This window comes from Ramlibacter tataouinensis, from assembly GCF_001580455.1.
GTDB lineage: Bacteria > Pseudomonadota > Gammaproteobacteria > Burkholderiales > Burkholderiaceae_C > Ramlibacter > Ramlibacter tataouinensis_B.
The window spans coordinates 3,071,337-3,094,108 of the sequence record NZ_CP010951.1; the positions used below are offsets into that span (position 1 = coordinate 3,071,337).

Annotated in this window: 21 protein-coding genes; 4 read left to right on the plus strand and 17 right to left on the minus strand. The window is 68.5% G+C overall.

All coding sequences use genetic code 11. The features are described from left to right. The first annotated feature begins 102 nt into the window (after nt 1-102). The 3 genes from UC35_RS14470 to slmA all read left to right on the plus strand — a co-directional run bounded on the left by UC35_RS14470 (nt 103) and on the right by slmA (nt 2,913). Nucleotides 103-1,212 carry a glycosyltransferase family 4 protein gene (locus tag UC35_RS14470; protein WP_061500869.1) on the plus strand — a complete coding sequence of 370 codons (1,110 nt, stop codon included), beginning with the start codon at nt 103-105 and terminating at the stop codon, nt 1,210-1,212. Between the two features lie 63 nt (nt 1,213-1,275). Then, nucleotides 1,276-2,166 (plus strand): acetylglutamate kinase, encoded by an 891-nt coding sequence (gene argB / locus UC35_RS14475; RefSeq protein WP_061500871.1) that lies wholly within the window; start codon nt 1,276-1,278, stop codon nt 2,164-2,166. 108 nt (nt 2,167-2,274) lie between these two features. Then, nucleotides 2,275-2,913: a nucleoid occlusion factor SlmA gene (gene slmA / locus UC35_RS14480; protein ID WP_061500873.1), complete on the plus strand. Its 639-nt coding sequence runs from the start codon at nt 2,275-2,277 to the stop codon at nt 2,911-2,913. Between the two features lie 10 nt (nt 2,914-2,923). Here slmA and UC35_RS14485 read toward each other — a convergent pair whose 3' ends face one another. The 17 genes from UC35_RS14485 to UC35_RS14565 form a co-directional block, all read right to left on the minus strand. Then, on the minus strand, nt 2,924-4,621 hold the full coding sequence (locus tag UC35_RS14485; protein WP_061500875.1) for a methyl-accepting chemotaxis protein: 1,698 nt from the start codon (nt 4,619-4,621) through the stop codon (nt 2,924-2,926). Nucleotides 4,622-4,635: 14 nt separating this feature from the next. Then, nucleotides 4,636-5,700 carry a protein-glutamate methylesterase/protein-glutamine glutaminase gene (locus tag UC35_RS14490; RefSeq protein ID WP_061500877.1) on the minus strand — a complete coding sequence of 355 codons (1,065 nt, stop codon included), beginning with the start codon at nt 5,698-5,700 and terminating at the stop codon, nt 4,636-4,638. Then, nucleotides 5,697-6,299, minus strand: a complete 603-nt coding sequence (gene cheD / locus UC35_RS14495) for a chemoreceptor glutamine deamidase CheD (protein WP_061500879.1) — start codon at nt 6,297-6,299, stop codon at nt 5,697-5,699. The genes UC35_RS14490 and cheD overlap by 4 nt, the downstream gene beginning before the upstream one ends. 12 nt (nt 6,300-6,311) lie before the next feature. Beyond that, nucleotides 6,312-7,139, minus strand: a complete 828-nt coding sequence (locus tag UC35_RS14500) for a CheR family methyltransferase (RefSeq protein ID WP_061500881.1) — start codon at nt 7,137-7,139, stop codon at nt 6,312-6,314. Between the two features lie 11 nt (nt 7,140-7,150). Continuing rightward, on the minus strand, nt 7,151-8,389 hold the full coding sequence (locus UC35_RS14505) for a methyl-accepting chemotaxis protein (RefSeq protein WP_061500883.1): 1,239 nt from the start codon (nt 8,387-8,389) through the stop codon (nt 7,151-7,153). Between the two features lie 27 nt (nt 8,390-8,416). Next, nucleotides 8,417-9,754, minus strand: a complete 1,338-nt coding sequence (locus tag UC35_RS23970; RefSeq protein ID WP_061500885.1) for a methyl-accepting chemotaxis protein — start codon at nt 9,752-9,754, stop codon at nt 8,417-8,419. 11 nt (nt 9,755-9,765) lie between these two features. Continuing rightward, nucleotides 9,766-10,260 (minus strand): chemotaxis protein CheW, encoded by a 495-nt coding sequence (locus UC35_RS14515; RefSeq protein WP_061503845.1) that lies wholly within the window; start codon nt 10,258-10,260, stop codon nt 9,766-9,768. 24 nt (nt 10,261-10,284) lie between these two features. Then, a complete protein-coding gene (locus UC35_RS14520) occupies nt 10,285-12,279 on the minus strand; it encodes a chemotaxis protein CheA (RefSeq protein WP_061500888.1) in 1,995 nt (664 codons plus the stop codon). An 8-nt stretch (nt 12,280-12,287) separates the two neighbouring features. After that, the gene (locus tag UC35_RS14525; RefSeq protein ID WP_061500890.1) at nt 12,288-12,650 is read right to left on the minus strand and encodes a response regulator; all 363 of its coding nucleotides are present in this window, start codon (nt 12,648-12,650) and stop codon (nt 12,288-12,290) included. A gap of 15 nt (nt 12,651-12,665) precedes the next feature. Beyond that, nucleotides 12,666-13,556 (minus strand): response regulator, encoded by an 891-nt coding sequence (locus tag UC35_RS14530; protein ID WP_061500892.1) that lies wholly within the window; start codon nt 13,554-13,556, stop codon nt 12,666-12,668. After that, complete coding sequence (locus UC35_RS14535) at nt 13,553-14,305, minus strand: serine/threonine-protein kinase (RefSeq protein ID WP_061500894.1); 753 nt, start codon at nt 14,303-14,305, stop codon at nt 13,553-13,555. The genes UC35_RS14530 and UC35_RS14535 overlap by 4 nt, the downstream gene beginning before the upstream one ends. A 120-nt stretch (nt 14,306-14,425) precedes the next feature. Next, nucleotides 14,426-16,024 carry a protein kinase domain-containing protein gene (locus tag UC35_RS14540; RefSeq protein ID WP_061500896.1) on the minus strand — a complete coding sequence of 533 codons (1,599 nt, stop codon included), beginning with the start codon at nt 16,022-16,024 and terminating at the stop codon, nt 14,426-14,428. Between the two features lie 282 nt (nt 16,025-16,306). Continuing rightward, nucleotides 16,307-17,821 carry a UxaA family hydrolase gene (locus tag UC35_RS14545; protein WP_061500898.1) on the minus strand — a complete coding sequence of 505 codons (1,515 nt, stop codon included), beginning with the start codon at nt 17,819-17,821 and terminating at the stop codon, nt 16,307-16,309. Between the two features lie 16 nt (nt 17,822-17,837). Next, nucleotides 17,838-19,232 (minus strand): TRAP transporter large permease, encoded by a 1,395-nt coding sequence (locus UC35_RS14550; RefSeq protein ID WP_061500900.1) that lies wholly within the window; start codon nt 19,230-19,232, stop codon nt 17,838-17,840. Between the two features lie 25 nt (nt 19,233-19,257). Then, nucleotides 19,258-19,833, minus strand: coding sequence for a TRAP transporter small permease (locus UC35_RS14555; protein ID WP_061500902.1), 576 nt, complete (start codon nt 19,831-19,833; stop codon nt 19,258-19,260). A gap of 4 nt (nt 19,834-19,837) precedes the next feature. After that, complete coding sequence (locus UC35_RS14560) at nt 19,838-20,821, minus strand: sialic acid TRAP transporter substrate-binding protein SiaP (protein ID WP_061500904.1); 984 nt, start codon at nt 20,819-20,821, stop codon at nt 19,838-19,840. Between the two features lie 30 nt (nt 20,822-20,851). Then, nucleotides 20,852-21,562 carry a FadR/GntR family transcriptional regulator gene (locus UC35_RS14565; protein ID WP_061503846.1) on the minus strand — a complete coding sequence of 237 codons (711 nt, stop codon included), beginning with the start codon at nt 21,560-21,562 and terminating at the stop codon, nt 20,852-20,854. An 86-nt stretch (nt 21,563-21,648) separates the two neighbouring features. On the opposite strand from UC35_RS14565, the gene UC35_RS14570 reads away from it, so the two are divergent. Then, nucleotides 21,649-22,770, plus strand: coding sequence for a mandelate racemase/muconate lactonizing enzyme family protein (locus tag UC35_RS14570; protein WP_061500907.1), 1,122 nt, complete (start codon nt 21,649-21,651; stop codon nt 22,768-22,770). Nucleotides 22,771-22,772 lie beyond the last annotated feature (2 nt).

Consider the following 22,772-nt stretch of genomic DNA (forward strand, 5'->3'; position numbering starts at 1 on the left):
ATCCGTGCCGCGAAGCGCGACTGTACAGTTGCCGCTCCGCCCTGAGAGGTATCTCGATGTAATGAGAGAATTCGTGCCCGTAACAAAGACTGTGTCGAGCTGATGCTCATTCTTTTGATCCTGTGCAGCGCGGTGTCCTGGTTCGTGTGCGGCCTGCTGCTGCGGTATGGCACCGCCAGCGGTCGGCGCTACGGCCAGTCGGTACCGCAGCGTTTCCATGCGGGCCACGTGCCGCGCCTGGGCGGCGTCGCCATGATCGTGGCCTGCACCGTGGGGTGGGCGTGGGTCGTCAGCGCCGAGCGGCTTATCGGCACCAACTATCAGATCAAGCTCCCCGGCGGGATCGCCCTGGCCTGGTGGGCCGTCGCGCTGATCGCGGTGGCGGGCGGCGTCGCCGAAGACGTGAGCCACCGGCTCACGGCGACCTGGCGGCTGCTGATCACCGTGCTGTCCGGTGTCGCCGCGACCTGGCTACTGGGCCTGTCGATCCCGAGCCTGGGCATCGCCGCGCTGCAGCCGGCCTGGGCCGCGACGCCGTGGCCGGGGCTCGCGCTCGCGATCTTCGCGGTCGCGGGGCTGCCCCATGCCTTCAACCTGATCGACGGCTACAACGGCCTGGCCGGCACCGTGGCCCTGGTGTGCTGCCTGGCGCTGGCCTATGTGAGCCTGCTGGTGGGCGACCGCCAGCTCGCCGCGCTGGTGCTGGTGCCGGCCGGCGCCACCGTGGGCTTCCTGTTCTGGAACTACCCGCGCGGCCTGATCTTCGCCGGCGACGGCGGGGCCTACCTGTGGGGCGTGATCATCGCGGTGGCCAGCGTGCAACTGGTGCAGCGCTATTCCACCGTGTCGCCCTGGTTTCCGGTGCTGCTGCTGATCTATCCCGTGTGGGAAACGCTGTTCTCCATCTACCGCAAGGTCGCGCGCGGCCAGTCGCCGGGCGTGGCGGACGCGCTGCACTTCCACCAGCTGATCTACCGGCGCATCGTGCGCGGCGTCTTCGACATCGACGACGAGGCCCGCCGCATGCTGATGCGCAACAACCGCACCTCACCCTATTTGTGGGGCTTCACCATCCTGACCGTCGCCCCGGCCGTGCTGTTCTGGAACAACACGCGCGTGCTGATGGCGTTCACGGCCCTGTTCGTGATCTGCTACGTCTGGGCCTACGTGAGCATCGTGCGCTTCAAGGTGCCGACCTGGCTCAGGCGCTGAGCCAGCCGCGCGGCGGCGCGCCGGCCGCCTTGCGGCAAAATCGCTGCTAAAACCCGACCCGCCATGACCGACATCTCCAAGATTGCGCCGCGTGACAAGGCCGAGATCCTCGCGCAGGCCCTGCCCTACATCCGCCGGTTCCACGGCAAGACCATCGTGATCAAGTACGGCGGCAACGCCATGACCGATCCCGAGCTGCAGGCCGACTTCGCCGAGGACGTGGTGTTGCTCAAGCTGGTCGGCATGAACCCGGTGGTGGTCCACGGCGGCGGGCCGCAGATCGAGCAGGCCCTCAATCGCCTGGGCAAGAAAGGCGAGTTCATCCAGGGCATGCGCGTGACCGACGCCGAAACCATGGAAGTGGTCGAGTGGGTGTTGGCCGGCGAAGTGCAGCAGGACATCGTGGGCCTGATCAACCAGGCCGGCGGCAAGGCCGTGGGGCTGACCGGCCGCGACGGCGGGCTCATTCGCGCGCAGAAGCTCAAGATGGTGGACAGCCAGGATCCGAACAAGGAGCACGACGTCGGCCAGGTGGGCGACATCGTCGGCATCGACCCCTCGGTGGTCAAGGCGCTGCAGGACGACCAGTTCATTCCGGTGATCTCCCCGATCGGCTTCGGCGAGCAGAACGAGAGCTACAACATCAACGCCGACGTGGTTGCCGGCAAGCTCGCCACGGTGCTGCGCGCCGAGAAGCTGATGCTCCTGACCAACACCCCCGGCGTGCTGGACAAGAATGGCAAGCTGCTCACGGAGCTGTCCGCGCGCGAGATCGACGACCTCTTTGCCGACGGCACGATTTCCGGCGGCATGCTGCCCAAGATCGCGGGCGCGCTCGATGCCGCCAAGAGCGGCGTGCACGCGGTGCACATCATCGACGGGCGCGTGCCGCACGCGATGCTGCTGGAAATCCTCACAGACCAGGCCTACGGCACCATGATCCGGTCCCACTGAGGCGGCTGCGCGACAGTGCCCGCGCCCGCCGGGGTGCGCGGGAAAGACCCTAGGTTGGGCTGTGCGAGAATTCCTCGAACAGCTCTTCCAGATAGGGCCTACCTCACCATGTCCGACGCGCCGTTCAGCACCCCTGATTCCCCCGCCGTCCAGGAAGCGCCCGCGGTTCGCAAGCGCCCCAAGCCGGGCGAGCGCCGGGTGCAAATCCTGCAGGCGCTGGCCACCATGCTGGAGCAGCCTGGGGCCGAGCGTGTCACCACCGCGGCCCTGGCGGCGCGGCTGGACGTCAGCGAAGCCGCGCTGTACCGGCACTTCGCCAGCAAGGCCCAGATGTTCGAGGGCCTGATCGAATTCATCGAGCAGAGCGTGTTCAGCCTGGTCAACCAGATCGCCGAGCGCGAATCGGCGGGCGACGCCCAGGCGGCCAAGACCGTGGCGATGCTGCTGCAGTTCGCCGAGAAGAACCCGGGCATGACCCGGGTGATGGTCGGCGACGCGCTGGTCTACGAGAACGAGCGCCTGCAGCAGCGCATGAACCTGTTCTTCGACAAGATCGAGTCCTCGCTCAAGCAGGGTCTGCGCAGTGGCGCCGAAGCCGACGCCTCGGGCACCCCCAGCTTCGACGCCCAGGTGCGGGCCTCGATGCTCACCGCTTTCGTGGTGGGCCGCCTGCAGCGCTTCGCCCGCTCGGGGTTCAAGCGCCTGCCTTCAGAGCACCTCGAGGCCAGCCTCGCGCTGATGCTCTAGGCCCTCCGGGCTAGAAACCCTTCCACCCTCGCGCTTCGACCTTCTTGAACCCGGGCGCGTAGGGCACGGCGGCCGGACGCATGCGGATCGGCGCGGGCTCCGCCGCGGCCTTCGCGGTCTCCAGCAGCGTCGCCGGGCTTGCCTCGGCGCGCGGCGCGTCCTCCAGCCGGAAGCGCGACACGATCGCCAGCAGCGTCCCGGCCTGGTCCTTCATGGACTCGGTCGCGGCCGCGGCTTCCTCGACCAGCGAGGCGTTCTGCTGCACGACGGTATCCATCTGCCGCACGGCCGTGCCCACCTGCGCGATCTTCAGGCTTTGCTCCTGGTTCTGCGCCGCGATCTCGGCGATCAGGTCGGTCACCTTCTTCACCGAGAGCACGACGCCGGTCATGGTGTGGCCCGCGGCATCGACGCGGCTGGAACCCGCCTGCACCTTGTTGGTCGAGTCGGCGATCAGCGCCTTGATCTCCTTGGCGGCGGCGGCGCTGCGGTGCGCGAGATTGCGCACTTCGGTGGCCACCACGGCGAAACCGCGGCCCTGTTCGCCCGCGCGCGCGGCTTCGACAGCCGCGTTCAGCGCCAGGATGTTGGTCTGGAAGGCGATGCTGTCGATCACGCCGATGATGTCGCCGATCTTCTTGGACGAATCGAGGATCTCGTCCATCGTGCTCACCACGTCGTCGACCGCCAGGCCGCCCTTGCGTGCGGTTTCCGAGGCCTCCGAGGCGAGCGCGCTGGCCTGCTTGGCGTTCTGTGCATTGTGTTGCACGGCCACGGTCAGCTCCTCCATCGACGACGCCGTTTCTTCCAGCGTGCTGGCTTGCTCCTCGGTACGCTGCGACAGGTCGAGGTTGCCCTGCGCGATCTGCGCGCTGGTGTCGGCCACCGCCTGCGCCCCGCGCGCGGTTTCGCCGGCGATGGCGCGCAGGCTCGTGACCATCTCGCGCATCGCGGCCATCAGGCTGTGCTGGTCGCCGGCCCCGAGCTGCACCTTGACCGTGAGATCGCCATCCGCCACCCGCTTGACCATCGAACGCACGAAGTCCGGCTCGCCGCCCAGCTGGGCGCGGATGCTGCGCGAGATCAGCAGCGCGACCCCAATGGCCGCGGCGATGCACAGCAGCGCCGCGACGACGAAGGCCCCGATGCTGCGCCGGTAGGCCGTGGTGGACTCCTGGGCGAGCTGGTGCGCCTCGTCGCCATAGAAGGCGGACAGCTTCGTGATCGCGGTCTGGTACTCGCCCTGGACGGTGCGCGCCTTCGTGAGCAGCAAGACCTTGGCTTCGTGAGTCTGGCCCGATTCAAGCTGCGCGATGATTTCCGATTCCGTTTTCACCCAGGCCTTGCGGGCCTGGTCGATCTGGGCGAGCAGCGCCCGGGACTGGTCCGTGGCCGCCAACCGTCGCATCTGTGCGGCGAGGTTCGCCTGCTCCTCGCGCGCGGCCTTCAGCGCCGCCAGCTGTCCCTGCTGCTCGGTCGCTTCGGTCAGCTCGAACACGGTTTGCAGGCCACGTGACGCGCGCAGCACGGAGGCCTCCAGGCGGCCTGCCGCAATCACTTGCGGGATGCGGTCGTTTGCCAGCACGTCGACCTGGCGCGTGAGCGAGTTGAGGTAGGCGAGCCCCACCGCCACGATGGCGACGAGCAGGCCGACCACTGCCCCGAAGCCGAGGAGCAGGCGCTGCGCGATGGTGGTTTTCTGGAACATGGTGGACTCCTCTTCTAGATCTCGCTGAAGCGCGAATTTCGTGTGGTGGCCCGGGCGAGCAGCCGCAGGCGTGGTGCAATGTCGGGCAGGCGCAGCACTTCGCCCGCCCCGCCGAGTTCAATCGCCTGCCGCGGCATGCCGAACACGACGCAGGTGGTTTCGTCCTGCGCGATGGTTGCTGCGCGCGCGCGCCGCAGCGCCAGCAGGCCCTGCGCGCCGTCTTCGCCCATGCCGGTGAGCAGCACGCCGATCGCGTCATCCCCCGCAGCCGCGGCCATCGAGCGGAACAGGGTGTCGACCGACGGGCGATGTCGATTCACCGGGGGTTCGTCCGAAAGCCGCAGCACATAGGTCGACGCGCGCCGTGCCAGCATCAGGTGGCGACCGCCCGGCGCTATGTAGGCGACGCCGGCCAGCGGCACCTCGCCTTCTTCGGCCTCCTTCACGGCGATCTCGCACAGCGAGTCCAGCCGCCGGGCGAACGCCGGTGTGAAGCCGGGCAGCATGTGCTGCGCGATCAGGACGGGTGCGATGTCAGCCGGCAGCTGCGGCAAGATCCCGCGCAGCGCTTCGACACCGCCCGTGGAGGCGCCGATGCCGATGATCGTGCCGAGCGTGCCGGCCACGGCGCCGAAAGTCTTGGCCCGGGGCGCGTGCGGCTGGGCGGCCGGCCGGTGCCGTCGCGCGACCTGTGCCTGCGCCGCGGTGCGGATCTTCTCCGCGATGATCGGCCCCACGCTTTCGAACTCGGAGGGCGAGGCGGGTTTCGCAACGAAGTCCACCGCGCCGAGCTCGAGCGCACGCATCGTCGTCTCGGCACCATCGCGCGTGAGCGACGAGATCATCACCACGGGCAGGGGTCGCACGGCCATCAGGTTGCGCAGGAAATCCAGGCCGTTCATGCGCGGCATCTCGACGTCGAGCGTGATCACGTCGGGCGCGTGGCGTCGGATGCGGTCGACGGCGAGCACCGGATCCGACACGACACCCGCGACTTCCATGTCCGGCTGCGCCTCGATCACGCTGGCGAGGAATGCGCGCATCACGGCGGAATCGTCGACGACCAGGACGCGGATCATCGCGGCGCCTCGAACAGTTCGACTTCGCCGCCGCCCGCATGCGAGAGCCCGTCGAAGTACTCGCGCTCCTGCTGCAGCGCCGCATCGGTGGGCTGCAGGTGCAGGCGTTTGACTTGCGCCTTCCCGTTGGCCGGGAAGAAGTGCAGCTTGCGCGGCGAGGAGCCCAGCAGGTCCTGCCCCGCGATCGGGATCGCCTCTTCGCGCAGGAAGTCCAGCACGAAGCGCACGTTCATCGCGCCCACGTCGAGCTTGTCGAAGCCCTGCAGCACCTGGGCCCCGCCAAACACCTTGGCCACGAGGCGGCGCCGGTCGGCTCCGAGGTGAATCATTTCGTTGATCAGCACCTCCATCGCGTACACGCCAAAGCGCGCCGACACCGCCCAGGGCGATGCAGCCGGCGACGACTCGCCGGGCAGCATGAAATGGTTCATGCCGCCGATCTTCAGCAGCGGGTCCCACAGGCAGGTCGAGACGCAGGAGCCCAGCAGCGTGGAGATGGAGCCGTCGCCGGCCGCCGCGTAGTACTGCCCGGGCAGGATCTTGACCGAGTGGACGCGCAGCTCGCGATCGAAATAGCGCGTGGGGTGCAGGTGTTCCATGCGCGCGCGCCTTCAGGCCGGCAGGTACTCGTACGCCGTGCGGCCGCAGCCGCGGAACGAACGGTGGGTCGCGGGAAAGCTCTCGGCGTGACCCACCACCAGCACGCCGCCCGGGCGCAGCACCTGCGCCAGGCGCTCGAGCAGCTTCTTCTGCGCCTCCCGGTCGAAGTAGATCGTCACGTTACGGCAAAAGACCGCATCGAAAGCCTCCATGGCCGGCCACCGGGGCGACTGCAGGTTCAGCTGCCCGAACTTCACCATGCTGCGCAGTTCGGGGCGAACCATCACCCGGCCATCGTTCGCGCCGGTACCGCGCAGGAAGTGCCCGCGCAGCCTGGACGCCGGCAGGTCGGCGATGCGGTCGGCGGCATAGACACCCGATGCGGCCTTCTCGAGCGCGTCGGTGTCGATGTCGCTGGCTACCACCTGGGCGTCGCAGCCCGCCTCGCGCAGCGTCATCGCGATCGACCACGGTTCCTCGCCGGTGGAGCAGGCGCAGGACCAGATGCGCATCGGCCGGCGCTGGTTGTGCTGGTGCAGCTTTGCGCGCTCGGCCAGCAAATCGAAGTGGTGCGGCTCGCGGAAGAATGCGGTGAGATTGGTGGTGAGCGCGTTGACGAAGGCCTCGCGCTCGCCCATGACGTCGGTCTGCACGAGCTGCAGGTACTGGCCGAAATCGCGCATGGCGTGCGCACGCAGCCGGCGCACGAGGCGGTTGTAGACCATGTAGCGCTTGTGCGGGCCGAGCTTGATGCCCGCGTACTGCGCGATCAGGCTGCAGGCGAGGTCGAATTCGGATGGGTTGAGCTGCGCCGGTGCTTCGACCTCGGGCGTTGCCATGACACGGGCCACTAGAACTCTTCCCACTGGCCGGGCGAGCCGAGCGCCGGGCGCTGGCCGCCCGCGCCGCTCCGGCTCCCCGTCCGGGCCGGCGCCGGCGTAATCGGCGTGATGGGCGTCGGCGGGGCGCGCCCGGCGGGCGCTTCGTCGCCGACGTGAAAGCGAGCGACCGTCTGCAGCAGCACCGCCGCCTGATCCTTCATCGATTCCGTCGCGGCGCTGGCTTCCTCCACCAGCGAGGCGTTCTGCTGCACCACCTGCTCCATCTGGGCGACGGCGCTGTTGATCTGGCCAATGCCCGCGCTTTGCTCGCGGCTGGCGGCGGCGATCTCGGCGATCAGGATGCTGACCTTGTTCACCGAGCTGACGATCTCGTCCATCGTCTTGCCGGCCGCGTCGACCTGCCGGGTGCCTGCTTCGACACGCGCGACCGAATCGCCGATGAGTGCCTTGATCTCCTTCGCGGCGGCAGCACTGCGCTGGGCGAGGCTGCGCACCTCCGAAGCCACCACGGCGAAGCCGCGGCCCTGCTCACCGGCACGGGCCGCTTCCACGGCGGCATTGAGCGCGAGAATGTTGGTCTGGAAGGCGATGCCGTCGATCACGCCGATGATGTCGCCGATCCTGCGCGACGAATCGGAGATGCCGTTCATCGTCGAGACCACCTGGCCGACGACCTGGCCGCCGCGCCGCGCCACATCGGATGCCTCGACGGCGAGCTGGCTCGCCTGCGCCGCGTTCTCCGCGTTGTGTGCGACCGTGGAAGTCAGCTCCTCCATCGAACTGGCGGTTTCCTCCAGCGTGCTGGCCTGCTCCTCGGTACGCTGCGAGAGGTCGAGGTTGCCCTGCGCGATCTGCGCGCTGGTGGCAGCGACGGTGCCGGCGGCGTGCGTCACGCCACCCACCAGCGCCTGCAGGTCGCGCGTCATCTTCTCCAGCCCCTCGAGCAGCCGCTGCGTCTCACCGTGGGCGCTGACCGTGACCCGCGCCGTGAGGTCGCCGTTGGCCACGCGCGTGACCACCTGGGCGGCATCGCGAATGGAGCGCAGGATGCCCTCGCGGACCGACAGGCGCAGCCCGACGCCCGCCACGACCGTGAACAGCACGAGTGCGCCCAGCGTGATGGCCAGCATCTGCCGGTCGCCCGACGGATCCTGCACGTACAGTGCGATGCCCGCCATCGACGCCACCATGCCGACGAGCAATGCCAGCCAGGCGTTGAGCTTGGTGATGACCGAGATCCTGGCCATGTTCTGCCTGTTCCCCGATGTCCTTGCCTAGAACTCTTCCCACTGCCCCGAGGAGGCGAGGGCCGGTCGCGCGCCGTTGAGGCTCGCGGGCGGGGCCGGTTGCAGCGTGGCGCCGCCGGCGGGCTTCACCTTGACCGGCGCGATCGGCGTGATGGGCGTCGGCTCCGCGCGCCGGCCGGGCGCTTCGTCGCCGACGCGGAAACGCCCGACCGCCTGCAGCAGCACCGCCGCCTGCTCCTTCATCGATTCCGTCGCGGCGCTGGCTTCCTCCACCAGCGAGGCGTTCTGCTGCACCACCTGCTCCATCTGGGCGACGGCGCTGTTGACCTGGCCGATGCCGGCGCTTTGCTCGCGGCTGGCGGCGGCGATCTCGGCGATCAGGATGCTGACCTTGTTCACCGAGCTGACGATCTCGTCCATCGTCTTGCCGGCCGCGTCGACCTGCCGGGTGCCGGCCTCGACCCGGCCGACGGAGTCGCCGATCAGCGACTTGATCTCCTTGGCCGCGGTGGCGCTGCGTTGCGCGAGGGTGCGAACCTCGGAGGCCACCACCGCGAAGCCGCGGCCCTGTTCGCCGGCGCGCGCGGCCTCCACGGCCGCGTTGAGCGCGAGGATGTTAGTCTGGAACGCGATGCTGTCGATCACGCCGATGATGTCGCCGATCTTGCGCGAGGAGTCGGCGATGCCGTTCATCGTGGAGACCACCTGGCTGACCGCGTGGCCGCCCCGGCGCGCGACTTCGGACGCCTCGACGGCAAGGTCGCTGGCCTGCCGCGCGTTCTCCGCGTTCTGCGCCACGGTGGAGGTGAGTTCCTCCATCGAACTCGCGGTCTCTTCGAGCGTGCTGGCCTGCTCCTCGGTGCGCTGCGACAGGTCGAGGTTGCCATGCGCGATCTGGGTGCTCGTGTTGGCGACGGTGTTCGCGCTGTGCGCGACTTCGATCGCGAGCTTGCGCAGGCCCGCCGTCATCTGGTCGAGTGCTTCGGCGAAGCGCTGCACATGACGGAAGTCCTCGCCCTCGGTGGACGCGGTGAGGTCGCCGTCCGCCACCCGGCGCACCAGCCGCAGGGCAGTCCGCAGCGGCGCCGAATTGACCGTCGTGATCCACCACCGGAAGAAGAAGACCATGCCGACGCCGATGGCCAGCATGGCGCCCAAGAGCCACAGCAGCCTGAATTCGCGCGCTTCCGCCGCGGCGGCGTATTGCTGCGTAAGATCCGGGGGCCCGGCGCGCAGCGCCGCCAGCGCGGCCTCGTGGGCCTCCTGCATGGCACCGAAACCCATCCAGGCCATCAGCAGCGAGCCGGCGAGGAAGGTCACGAAAATGAGCCGCAGGACGATTTCGGCAGAGGTCCGTTTCAACATGGCAAAGCTCCTCACACCGCGGCGTCGACCAGCGCCATGTCGGCGGAGGTCATGAGTTTTTCGATGTCCAGCATGATCAACAAGCCATCTTCGACGTCGGTGAGGCCGGTGATGTACTTGGTGTCGAAGGTGGCCGAGGCGAATTCCGGGGTGGGCCGGATCGATTCAGGGGTCAGCAGGAGCACGTCGGAGACCGAGTCGACGACCACGCCCACCACGCGCGAGGCCACGTTGAGGATGATCACGACCGTGAACTCGTCGTACTTGACCGCGGGCAGGCCGAACTTCACGCGCAGGTCGAGGATCGGCACGATCACGCCGCGCAGGTTGATCACGCCCTTGATGAAGGGTGGGGCGTTGGCGATGATCGTCGGCTGTTCAAAGCCGCGGATCTCCTGCACCTTCAGGATGTCGATGCCGTAACTCTCGGTGCCGAGCCGGAAGGTGAGGAACTCCTTCTTGGGAACCACGACCTCGCGCGCGTGGCGCGCGCTGAGGGATGGCATGGCAGCTTGCATTCCAGTCTCCATTCACATGCGCACGATGTGCGCCACGTCCAGGATGAGTGCGACCGAACCGTCGCCCATCACGGTGGCGCCGGACAGGCCCGGCACCTTTCGGAAATTCGCCTCGAGGCTCTTCACGACCACCTGCTGCTGGCCGACCACATCGTCGACCACGAGCGCGGCCTGGCGGCCGTCGGCGTCGACGATGATGGCGATGCCGCCCGCTTGGCTCCGGGGATGGGGCGGCGGGAAGATGCGCGCGAGGTGGATGACCGGCAGGTACGATTCACGAACGCGCAGCGTGTCGCCCTGGCCCGGCAAGGTGTGGATGTCGCCCGGCTCCACGCTCAGCGTCTCGATCACGGCCGCGATCGGCAGCACATAGACCGCGCCGCCGATCGCGACGATCATCGCCTCGATGATGGCGAGCGTGAGTGGCACGCTCACGGTGACCGCCGTGCCCTCGCCGGCCTGCGACCTCAGGTCGATCGTGCCGCCCAGCGCCTTGATGTTGCGCCTGACCACGTCCATGCCGACGCCGCGGCCGGACAGTTCGGTGACGGATTCGGCGGTCGAGAAGCCCGGGGCGAAGACGAGCTCCCACACCTCCTGGTCAGGCGCATCGGGCGCGATCGCGATGCCGCACCGCCGCGCCTGCTGCAGGATGCGCTCGCGGTCCAGGCCGCGGCCGTCGTCACTGACTTCGATCACGATGTTGCCGCCACGCTGCCGGGCGGCGAGCAGCAGGGTCCCGGTCGCGGACTTGCCTTCGGCGGTCCGGATGTCCGGCGCTTCCAGACCGTGGTCGACGGCGTTTCGCACCAGGTGCGTCAGCGGGTCGCTGATCTTCTCGATGAGGCCGCGGTCCAGCTCGGTCGACTCGCCCTCGAATTTCAGATCGACCTCCTTGCCCAGGCGGCCCGACAGCTCGTGCACCAGGCGGGGAAAGCGCGAGAACGCGTGCGAGATCGGCAGCATGCGGATCGCCAGCACGGCTTCCTGCAGATTGCGCGTGTGGCGCGCGAGGTCGGCCAGGCCGCTTTCCGTCACGCTGCGTGCGAGCATTGCCTCGGTGATGACGAGCTCGCCCACCAGGTTCACGAGCTGGTCGATCTTCTCGGTCGCGACGCGGATGTGGCCGGTCTCGCGCGAGGCGATGGGCACGTCCACTTCGTCGAAGAATGCCTGCATGAGGTCGGCCGCCATCACCGATGGGCCGGCTGCGTCGTCCTCGCCTTCGTCCTGCAGCAGCTCGGCGCGCTTGCGCCGGAACTCATCGGGGTCGACGAAAAATTCGTCGTGCTCGCCGTCCCGGTATGAATGGCGCGGGGCGAGGGCCGGAGAAGCCTCGATCTTCTCGACCCAGACCAGTTCGGGCGCGACGATCAGCGCCAGCACGCTGCGCAGGTCGTCGGCCGTACCCTCGAGCTCCACCTCGAATGCGATGCTGCCGCCCTCGCAGTTCTCGATCGCCGGCGTGGCGAGCTGCCCCATCTCGCCCAGGCCGGCGAGCGTCATGTCCAGGTCGGCGGCGTCGATGGCCTGTTCAAGCGGACCCAGCCGCACGGAGAAACGGCGGCGGACCGGCCCCGCCGCGCCGTCCACCGCGTCGGCGCGCGGCCGGTCCAGCTGCTCGCGCAGCAGGGCCTGGGCCGAGCCGCTGTCGGGCGCATGCTCGATGTCGCCACGGTGCCTGAGGGCCTGCGCGCGCATCACGTCCCCGGACTTCAGCATGGCCTGGATGTCTCCGGCTTCGAGCAGCCGCTCCTGCTTGCGCAGCAAGTCCAGCAGGTTCTCCTGCAGGTGCGCCATCTGGGCGATGTCGACGCAATCGAGCATCGACGCGCTGCCCTTGATCGAATGGATCGCGCGGAAGATCGCGTTCAGCTCGGGCAGGCAGGGCGCTTGCGGCTCGAGCCTGAGCAGGATGGCTTCGACATCCGCCAAATGATCCTGCGTCTCCTCAAAAAAGATCTCCCGGTAGGCTTTCGGGTCTGCGAGTGCGCCGGCCTGTAGCATGGGGCCCTTCAGATGAACTTCGCCACGATGTCGAGCATGCGCTGCGGGTCGAAGGGCTTGGCCATCCAGCCCGTCGCCCCCGCCTCGCGGCCACGCTGCTTGACGGCCGGGTCGACTTCGGTGGACAGCACGATCAGCGCAACCGGGTCGTAGTCGGCGATGGCCCGCAGTTCGCGCACCAGCGTCACGCCGTCCATGCGCGGCATGTTGTGGTCCGTCACCACCAGGTCGAAGCGGCGGCCCCGGGCGAGCTCCAGCGCATCGACGCCGTCGGCGGCCTCGGCGACCTCGTAGCCCGCGCCCGCCAGCACGGCCGCCACCATCTTGCGCATCGAGCGCGTATCGTCCACCACCAGGATCGACTTGCTCATGTCGGCCTCCTCCTATTAGCGGCCCTCGGCCCGCTCGGCACGCTTGCGGCTGCCGGGCAGGAACTTGGCGATGACTTCAAGCAGCCGATCCTCGTCGAGCGGCTTGGTGAGGTATTCGTCGCAGCCGGCGATCGAGCCGCGCAGCTTGTCGAACGGCGACGAGCGGCTGGTGAGCATCACGACGGCGGTCTTCTTGATCGCCTGCTTGTTCGACTTGATCAGCTTGCAGACCTGGTAGCCGTCGATGCCGGGCAGCACCACGTCGAGGAACACGCAGGTGTACTCGCTGTTGCCCGACAGGCCGATGGCCTCCTCGCCGGACTCGGCGAAGTCGACGTCGAAGCCGTACGGCTCGAGCTTGGCCTGCATGAATGCGCGCACGGTGGCGTTGTCGTCGACGACGAGCACGCTGTCGGTGACCAGGCGCTTCGCCTGGGCCGGCGCCGGCGGCGCAGCACGTGGCGCGTTCGGCCGCGGGATCGAGCGGCTGAGCGAGTCCGTGCTCGAGAGCGTGCGGCGCGGATCGGGCCCGCTGCCGGGACGCGAGAGCGCGAGCTCGTCCGGCGATGCCTGGCCGCCGGCCGGCAAGGCGTCTTCCAGTGCCTGCAGCAGCCTGGCCCATTGCAGGGGACGCGGCAACAGGGTGTGCGAGGTGCCGTGCGTGCTGGTGCCGACGAGCACCGCCGGCAGCGGCGCGCGCTTGTGCAGCGCGCGGAACTCGCTGACGGCGCCCGGGTCGTCGGCGTCGACCAGATAAAGGTCGGGGGTGCGGCCGGCCGCGCCCGGCTCGTACTGGCCGAAGCCCGGGTCGCGCCGCGCCGCAAGCGCGAAGATGCTGGAGAGCATGGAGCGCTCGACTTCGTTGAAGCCGATCACGTCCACGAGATACTGGTCATCGAGGCTCAAGAATGGTTCTCCCGCAGGACCGCGAGCACGGCGTCGCCGTCGGCCGGCCGGCTCGCGGGATGTTTCGCGAGCATCGCGTCGACCAACGATTGCCAGTGCGCGGCGCCGGGCGGCAGGCGCGGCACGGGCGCTCGCAGGTGCTGGCTGAACAGTTCGGTCAAGGTTTCTCCCCGGAACGGCGGTTTCCCCGCCAGTAGTTCGAATGCGCAGATGCCGAGGCTGTACACGTCGGCGGCGGTCGACGCGGCGGCGCCTTCCATCTGTTCGGGCGCGGCATAGCGCGGTGTGCCGACGAGGCTGGGCGCCGCGCGGTCCTCGCGCGCTCCCGCGCGGCAGGCGCTGCCGAAATCGCACAACACGACCTGGCCGTTCGCGCGCAGCAGCAGGTGCGCGGGCTTGATGTCACGGTGCACCCAGCCGCGGCGGTGCACGCCGGCCAGCGCCAGCGCCGCATCGTTCAGCGCGCGTGCGGCCCCGCCTTCGGGCAGGGGCGCATGCGCCAGGTCGCCGTGGTCGACGTATTCCATCGCCAGGTAGGGACGGCCGTCGGGCAGCACGCCGCAGTCGTGCGCCTTCACGGCGTGGCCGTCCTGGTTCTCCTGCAAGGTGTCGAACTCGCGCCGCAGGCATCCGCGCGACGCGACCTTGAGCGCGACCCGCTCGCGCCGGTCGACGTCCATGGCGCGCCACAGGCTCGCGTGCCGGCCCTGTCCCAGCAGCTTTTCGATGCGATAGCGTGCGGCACTCATTGGATAACCTTCGCCCTGCGGGCTGCGGTGCTATGAGCCTTCGGAGCGGCCGGGCGGCTCATTGGATAACCTCCGCCCTGCGGGCTGCGGTGCTATGAGGCTTCGGAGCGACCGGGCGCCTCATGCGCCGATCCCCATCAACACCTCGAGCAGTTCGGTTGCCGAGGCATAGCGCTGCTGGGGGTCCTTGGCCATCATGCGATCGAGCACGGGCTGCAGGTGACGCAGGTGGGCCGGCAGCGCGGGCAGGGGCGCGTGCAGGTGCAGGTCGAGCAGTTCCTGCGCGCTTGGCGCCTGGTAAGGGCGTTGCCCCGTGAGCATCTCGTAGGCCATCACTCCGAGGCTGTAGAGGTCGGCACGCGCGTCGACCGGGTGCCCGAGCGCCTGCTCCGGACTGATGTAGTAGGGCGTGCCGATGATCTCGCCGGCGCCCGTGTCGGTGAGCTTCATCGACACCTGCTTGGCAATGCCGAAGTCGGCGATCGCCAGGATGCCGTCCTGGCGCAGCATCACGTTGTGCGGTTTCAGGTCGCGGTGCACGATACCGATCCGGTGGATCGATTCCAGTCCTGCGGCGATCTGCCGGACGTAGTAAAGCGCGATGGCGGGATCGATCGCCTTGCGCATGTGCGAGCGCAAGTCGCCGAGCGGGAAGTACTCCATCGCGATGTAGGCACAGCCCGCCGAGAAGTCCTGCTTGAAGATGCGTGCGACGTTGGGGTGCTCGATCTGCGCGAGCAGCGCGAACTCGGTGATGAAGCGCTGCAGGTCCATGTCGGCGGCCCCGCTGCCCAGCCGCAGCACCTTCAGCACCTGCGCCGGGCCGCCGTGTATCGGCTGGGCGAGATAGACGGTGGCGACGCCGCCCTGGCCGATCTTGCGCAGCAGCCGGTAGCCCTCGATCAGCATGTGCCCGCCGCCGCCCCCGGCGTTGCCGTTGGTGCGCGAGAGCTGCTGGTTCTTCTGCAGCGACTCCCGCAGCAGCGCGTAGTGTTGTTCGGAGGTGGTCGAGCCCAGTCGCGGTACCAGCCCCGCGATCTCAACGACCTCGAGGAAGGTTTCGTCGGGCAGCCCGAGCGTGCCGCTGCGGCCGGAGTCGACGCGGGCCCCGGCGGCCTGCCGCGTGCCGAACGATGCGGCGATGCTCCAATGCAGGTCGGCCGCGACGACTTCGAGCAGGCGCGCGATCTCGACCGCCTCGCCGACGGCGTGCACCATGCCCGGGTTGCTCGGGCGCGGGCTCACTTCGGCGACGCCCAGGTGTACGCCGATCGCGACGGACAGCGGCGGCAGGCCTTGTGACTGCGGCCGTGCTGCGATGCGGTCGGCGAGCACCGTGCAGGCATGCACGGTGAGGATGGCCGCATGCAGCGCGCGCTTGGCGTGTGAGGGCACGGCCTCATCGGGCCGATGCGAGAACACGCACAGGATCGAGTCGGGCTTGCGCTGCGCGATCACGCCGTCGAGCTCGACGGCGGCGCGTTGCAGCACGCGCCGCACGTCGTTCACCCACGCAGTGAGTTCGGCGCCGGCCATCGAGTCGCAGGTGACGCCAAAGTTGCGCACGCGCGCGTACATGAAGGTCGCGAGCTGCGCTTCGGGTTCGGCGCGCACGGCCACGACCGGCGCCGGCTCCTGGCTTGGGCGCAAGGGCTCGAGCGGGGCGACGTCGGTCGGCGGGAACGGTTCGTCCGCGGGCTGGAACGACTCGAGCGGCATCTACTGTCTCATGGCCGGTACGGCGGTCGGCCAAGCACCACCGGCCCCGGCTCTCATTCATTTGAAGGATACGGATGAGCGTTGTAACCCGGCCGGCCCGAATTGTCACGTGCCGTTACTGCTCATTCGGCGAAGAACCAACGCCCGTAGCGGAATGCGCTAGCCGCCGACGAAAAGGCGCGCGGTGCGCCCAAAAGTTGTCATCCGGGCGCCTTCTTTGGCCTTGGAGCCGCGATTTCCACCGGTGGTCGTCATCTCGAGGCCATCCCCCGGGGCGCCGGGCTACATCACCGCACCGAGTTGCCAGGGCACGAACTCGTTCTGCCCGTAGCCGTGGAGCTCGCTCTTGGTGGCTGCGCCGGAGGCCGTGGCCAGCACCAGTTCGAAGATGCGCTGGCCCATCTCCTGGATGCTGGCCTTGCCGTCGATGATCTCGCCGCAGTTGATGTCCATGTCCTCTTCCTGCCGCTGCCACAGCGCCGTGTTGGTGGCGAGCTTGAGCGAAGGGGAGGGCGCGCAGCCGTAGGCCGAGCCGCGCCCGGTGGTGAAGCAGATCATGTTGGCGCCGCCGGCGACCTGGCCGGTGGCGCTGACCGGGTCGTAGCCGGGTGTGTCCATGTAGACGAAGCCGTGCTGCGTCACGGGCTCGGCGTATTCGTACACCGCGCGCAGGTTGGTGGTGCCGCCCTTGGCCACCGCGCCCAGCGACTTTTCGAGGATGGTGGTCAACCCGCCGGCCTTGTTGCCGGGTGAGGGGTTGTTGTTCATCTCGCCCTCGTTGACCTTGGTGTAGTGCTCCCACCAGCGGATGCGCGAGATGAGCTTGTCGCCGACCTCCTGCGTGACGGCGCGGCGCGTGAGCAGGTGCTCGGCGCCGTAGATCTCGGGCGTCTCCGACAGGATGGCCGTGCCGCCGTGGGCCACCAGCAGGTCCACCGCCGCGCCCAGCGCCGGGTTGGCGCTGATGCCCGAGTAGCCATCGGAGCCGCCGCACTGCAGGCCGATCGTGATGTGCGCGGCGCTGCAGGGCTCGCGGCGGCAGGCATTGGCCCCCGGCAGCATCTCGCGGACCATGGCGATGCCGCGCTCCACCGTCTTGCGGGTGCCGCCGGTGTCCTGGATGTTGAACACGCGCAGCTGCTCGCCTTCGCGCAGGCTGGAGTGCGCCAGCCAGGCATTGATCTGGTTGGCCTCGCAGCCCAGGCCCACCACCAGCACGCCCCAGAAGTTGGCATGGGTGGCGTAACCGGCCAGCGTGCGCTCCAGCACCCGCATGCCCAGGCCCTCGGTGTCCATGCCGCAGCCGGTGCCGTGGGTGAGCGCCACCACGCCGTCGACGTTGGGGAAGGCTTCGAGCGCCCCCGGGTTGGCCTGGCGCGAGAAGTGGTCGGCGATGGCGCGTGCGGCGGTCGCCGAGCAGTTCACGCTGGACAGGATGCCGATGTAGTTGCGGGTGGCGACGCGGCCGTCGGCCCGCTTGAAGCCCAGGAAGCTGGCTTCGCGCGTGGCCGGCTCGGGCTTCAGGTCGGCGCCGAAGGCGTAGTCGCGCTCGAAATCGCCCATGGCCAGGTTGTGCGTGTGCACATGCTCGCCGGCGGCGATCGGCCGGCTGGCGAAGCCGATGATCTGGTTGTAGCGGCGCACCGGCTGGCCTGCCGCGATGTCACGGACGGCGACCTTGTGGCCGGGCGGGATCAGGCCCTTGACGACCACGTCCCCGGCGCGCGCGCCGCTGACCAGCTGGGCGCGCGCGATGAGGACGTCGTCCTGGGGATGGAGGCGGATGAACGGCGTCATGGCAATCGGAACAAGTTCAGAAAAACTGCTTGGGCAGCCAAAGCACCAGCTTGGGGAAGTAGGTGATGATCACCAGCGAGCCGAGCAGCGGCGCCAGCCACGGCAGGATGGCGACGGTGGTGCGCTCCACACTCAACTTGGCCACCCGCGCCAGCACGAACAGCACCAGGCCCATCGGCGGATGCAGCAGGCCGATCATCAGGTTCAGCACCATCACCAGCCCGAAGTGCACCGGGTCGATGCCCAGTTGCTGGCAGATCGGCATCAGGATGGGCACGAGGATGGTGATGGCGGCGGTCGGCTCCAGGAAGCAGCCGACGAACAGCATCAACAGGTTGGCCAGCAGCAGGAACACCCAGGCCTCCTGGGTGAAACTCAGCACCCAGGACGAGATCGCCGAGGTCACGCCGGTGGCGGTGAGCATCCAGCCGAAGATGCTGGCCGCCGCCACGATGAACAGCACCGTGGACGTGGTCTCGACGGTGTCCAGGCAGACCTTGACGAACATCTTCCAGGTCAGCGTGCGGTACCAGAACAGGCCCAGCACCATGGACCAGACGCAGGCGGCGATCGCGCCTTCGGTGGGCGTGAACAGGCCAGTGGTCATGCCGCCGATCAGCAGCACGGGCGTCATGATCGGCAGCACCGCCTGGAACTTGAACATCTTGTCGGCGACGAACAGGAGCACGAGGCCGGTCAGCACGGTGGCCTGCGCCGGCGCGCCGGCCTTGTCCACCAGCAGCCACAGGACCAGCGGCCAGCCGATCACCACGGCGGTTTCGGCCAGCGCCTTGGTCAGGCGTGTCCAGTCGAACTTGATGTCGGCGCCCCAGCCGTTCTTGTGGGCGTAGTACGCCACCGTGAGCATCATCAGCACAGCCATCAGCGCGCCCGGCAGGATGCCGGCCAGGAACAGGGCACCCACGCTGACGTTGGCCATCATTCCGTAGATCACGAAGGGCAGCGAGGGCGGGATGATGGGCCCCAGCGTGGCCGAGGCGGCGGTGACGCCGACGGCGAACTCGGTGCTGTAGCCATGGTCCTTCATGGCCTTGATCTCGATCGTTCCCAGCCCCGCGGCGTCCGCGATGGCCGTGCCGCTCATGCCGGCGAAGATCACCGACCCCAGCACGTTGACGTGCCCCAGTCCGCCCTTGAGCCAGCCCACCAGCGCCAGCGCGAAGTTGTAGATGCGGTTGGTGATGCCGGCGTTGTTCATCAAATTGCCGGCCAGGATGAAGAAGGGCACGGCCAGCAGCGGGAAGCTGTCGATGCCGCTCACCATGCGGTGGATCACCACAAAGGGCGGCAGGTTGCCGCTCCACAGGATGAACAGCAGGGCGGAACCGGCCATGGCGATGGCCACCGGAATGCCTCCGCCCATCAGCAACAGGAACAGGACCTTGAGCATGTGGTGATCTTTCGCGTTGACGCCGTCAGCGGTCGTCGATGTTGGATTCGGGCCGCTCCAGCACGCTGTAGCCGCGCTTCAGGTGCGTGCGCATCACCAGGACGGAGCGCACGGTCATGGCGGCAAAGCCCGCGAGGCACACGCCATAGATCCAGTTCATCGGCAGGTCCACCATGGTCATGCGCGAACTGCTGCCCAGCTTGAGCATCATCAGCACCGTGAGCACCACGGCGGCGGCGAAGAAGCCGATGCGCAGCACGTCGACGACGGTGGCCGCGGCGCGCGCCATCCACCGCGGCATGTAGCGGTAGAAGAAGTCCACCTGGATGTGGTTGTTCTTCACCACGCCGATGGTCGCGCCGGTGAACACGGTGGCAATGAGGAGGTAGCGGGCCACCTCCTCGGTCCAGGCCGCCGAGTTGTTCAGCACGTAGCGCGTGAAGAACTGGTGGAACACCACGGCGCCCAGCAGCCAGAAGAAGCCGAGCGCCACCCAGGCTTCCGGAGCCGTCCCGGAGAGGTCCACGGCCTCGTCCTGCGCGTGGAACTCCCCGTCCGCCCCCATCACCCGGGGGAGCTCGTCGATCGATGAGGTCGACATGGTCCTACTTGAGCGCCTGCACCTTGTCGTACAGCGCCTTGTCCCAGCTCGCGTCCGGGCCCAGGTGGAACTTCTGGAAGGCCGCGCTGAAGGCCGCGCGGTCGGACTTGACCACGGTCTTCTTGTACTGCGTGGCGAAGGTCTCCACCAGCTTGGTCTCGGCCTGCGCGATGTCGTCGGTGCACTTGGCGGCGGCCTCCTTGAACACGGCCTCGAAGGTCTTCTTGTCGGCGTCGCTCATCTTGTTCCAGACGGGGCCGCTCACGATGGTGAGCAGCATCTCGGTGATGTGGCCGGTGAGGTTGATGTGCGACTGCACCTCATAGAACTTCTTGGCCTCGATCGTCGGCAGCGGGTTCTCCTGCGCGTCCACCGTCTTGTTCTGCAGCGCCAGGTAGACCTCGGCGAAGGCGATCGGCGTCGCGTTGGCGCCGACCACCTTGGGGTACAGGACGTACAGCGGCGCGTCCGGCACACGCAGCTTCAGGCCGGCCATGTCCTCGGGCTTGTTGATTGCCTTGTTGGCGGTGGTGTGGCGCACGCCGTAGTAGGTGACCGCGATCGGCCGGTTGCCGCCTTTCTTGGCGTACTCGTCCATCAGTCCCTGCAGCACGGGGCTGGCGGCGTAGGCCTTCCAGTGGCTGAAGTCGCGGAACATGAAGGGCGCGCCGCCGATGGCGATCGGCGGGTAGGTTCGCGCCGCGAAGGCCTGCCCGGTGTAGATCACGTCCACCGTTCCGAGCGTGAGGCCCTGGTTGATCTCGGTTTCCTTGCCCAGGGTCGAGGCCGGGAAGACCTGCATCTCGTAGCGGGCGGCGGTGCGCTTCTTGAGTTCGTCGGCCGCCCACACCGCCCACTTGTGGTACGGCTCGGAAGTCTCGTACACGTGGGCGAACTTCAGCTTGGTCTGGGCCTGCGCCGCGAACGGCATGGCGGCCGCGAGCAGGGCACAGGTGGCGGCGAGCTTCAGGGTCAAACGCTTCTTCATCGATGTCTCCTTGATTACCGCTGGGCTGGGTCAGGAAGTGTTCGCGCGGCGCCAGCTCGCGCTGAATCGGGCGTGGGCTTTCTCCAGGTGGTGATGCATCGCCTCGCGTGCGGCCTGGGGGTCGCGCGAGGCGATCGCTTCCAGCACCAGCTCGTGTTCGGCGATGGCCGTTCGCCAGGACGGCACGGTTTCGAAGTGGCCGCCAAGGCGCTCGAACAGCGGGCCGTGCCGCGCATCCCAATAGGTCTGCACGGTCTCCAGCAGCACCACGTTGTCGCAGGCGGCCGCTACGGCGGTGTGGAAGGCGCGGTCGCCCATCACCGGTTGCACGTTGCGGTCGGCCTCGTCCTTCATGGCGCGGATGGCGTCGCGGATCGCCTGCAAATGCTTGCGCTTGGCATGCGCCGCGGCCAGCGCCGCGACCTCGCCCTCGACGACGCGGCGGGCGCGCAGCAGTTCGAGCGGGCCCCATTCATTGGGCGGGACCTTGGCCGTCGTCCGGGCGCCGCGGCGGTCCACCACGTACACGCCGGAGCCGGGGCGCACCTCCACCCAGCCTTCGACCTCGAGCGCGATCAGCGCCTCGCGTGCCGACGGGCGGCTGACGCCCAGCTGCGCCGCCAGTTCGCGCTCGGCGGGCAGGCGGGTGCCCGGCGTGAACTCGCCGCCCGCGATCAGCGTGCGCAATTGCTCGGCAATCTGCCGGTACAGGCGCTGGGGTTCGGCGGCGCGGAGTTCGATGGCGTGCGGGAGCATGGCATCTAAGGGTTCCTGCGGATTAGAAAAGTGGTCAGACCAATTTCACAATCGGGGTTCACCCCAAGCCCATGCTGTCGCCTCTTCCCGTCATCGAGCGCGTCACGATCCGCCAGCTCGACCTGCCGCCTAAGGTCGTGCGCACCGACGCCATCCAGTCCTTCGTGACGCAGGAAACCCTGCTGCTCACCTTGCACGTCAGCGACGGCATCGACGCCACCGGCTACGCCTACACCATAGGCACCGGGGGCTCATCGGTGGTGGCGCTGCTGCGCGACCACCTGGCGCCGCGCCTGCTGGGCCGCGCGCCCCTCGATGTGGAAGCGATCTGGAAGGACCTGTTCTTCCACACCCATGCCACCGCCGTCGGCGCGATCACCAGCCTGGCGCTGGCCTGCGTGGACACGGCGCTGTGGGACTGGCGCGCGCGCAGCCAGGCGCTGCCGCTGTGGCGCCTGCTGGGTGGCGCGCAGCCGCGCGTGCCGCTGTACACCACTGAAGGCGGCTGGCTGCACCTTTCGGCCGGCGAACTGGTGGAGCAGACGCTGGCGGCGCGCGAGCAGGGCTTCCTGGGCGCCAAGATCAAAATCGGCCGGCCCCACCCGAGCGAGGACCGCGCGCGACTCGAAGCGGTGCGCGACGCCGTCGGCCCGGGCTTCGAGCTGATGACCGACGCCAACCAGGGCCTGACGCGGCCGGCGGCGGCGCGGCGCGCCAAGTTGTTCGAAGGCCTGGACCTCGCCTGGATCGAAGAGCCGCTCCCGGCCGAAGACGTGGCCGGCCATCGCCAGCTGCGCGAGCACACCACCATTCCGGTGGCGGTGGGCGAATCGATCTACCACCTGGCGCAGTTCCGCGAGTACCTGGAGCAGGGCGCCTGCAGCATCGTGCAGCCCGACGTGGCACGCATCGGCGGCATCACGCCCTGGCTCAAGGTGGCGCACCTGGCCGAGGCATTCGTCGTGCCGGTGTGCCCGCACTTCCTGATGGAGTTGCACGTCAGCCTGTGCGCCGGCGTGCCCAATGCGGCCTGGGTCGAATACATCCCGCAGCTCGATGACATCACCACCAGTCGCCTCGTCATCGAGGACGGCCACGCCCGCCCGCCCGACACGCCGGGCCTGGGCATCGAATGGGACTGGGAAGCCATCGCGCGCCGTGCCCATGTGAATCTCAGCATAGACGGGAGGTAGCC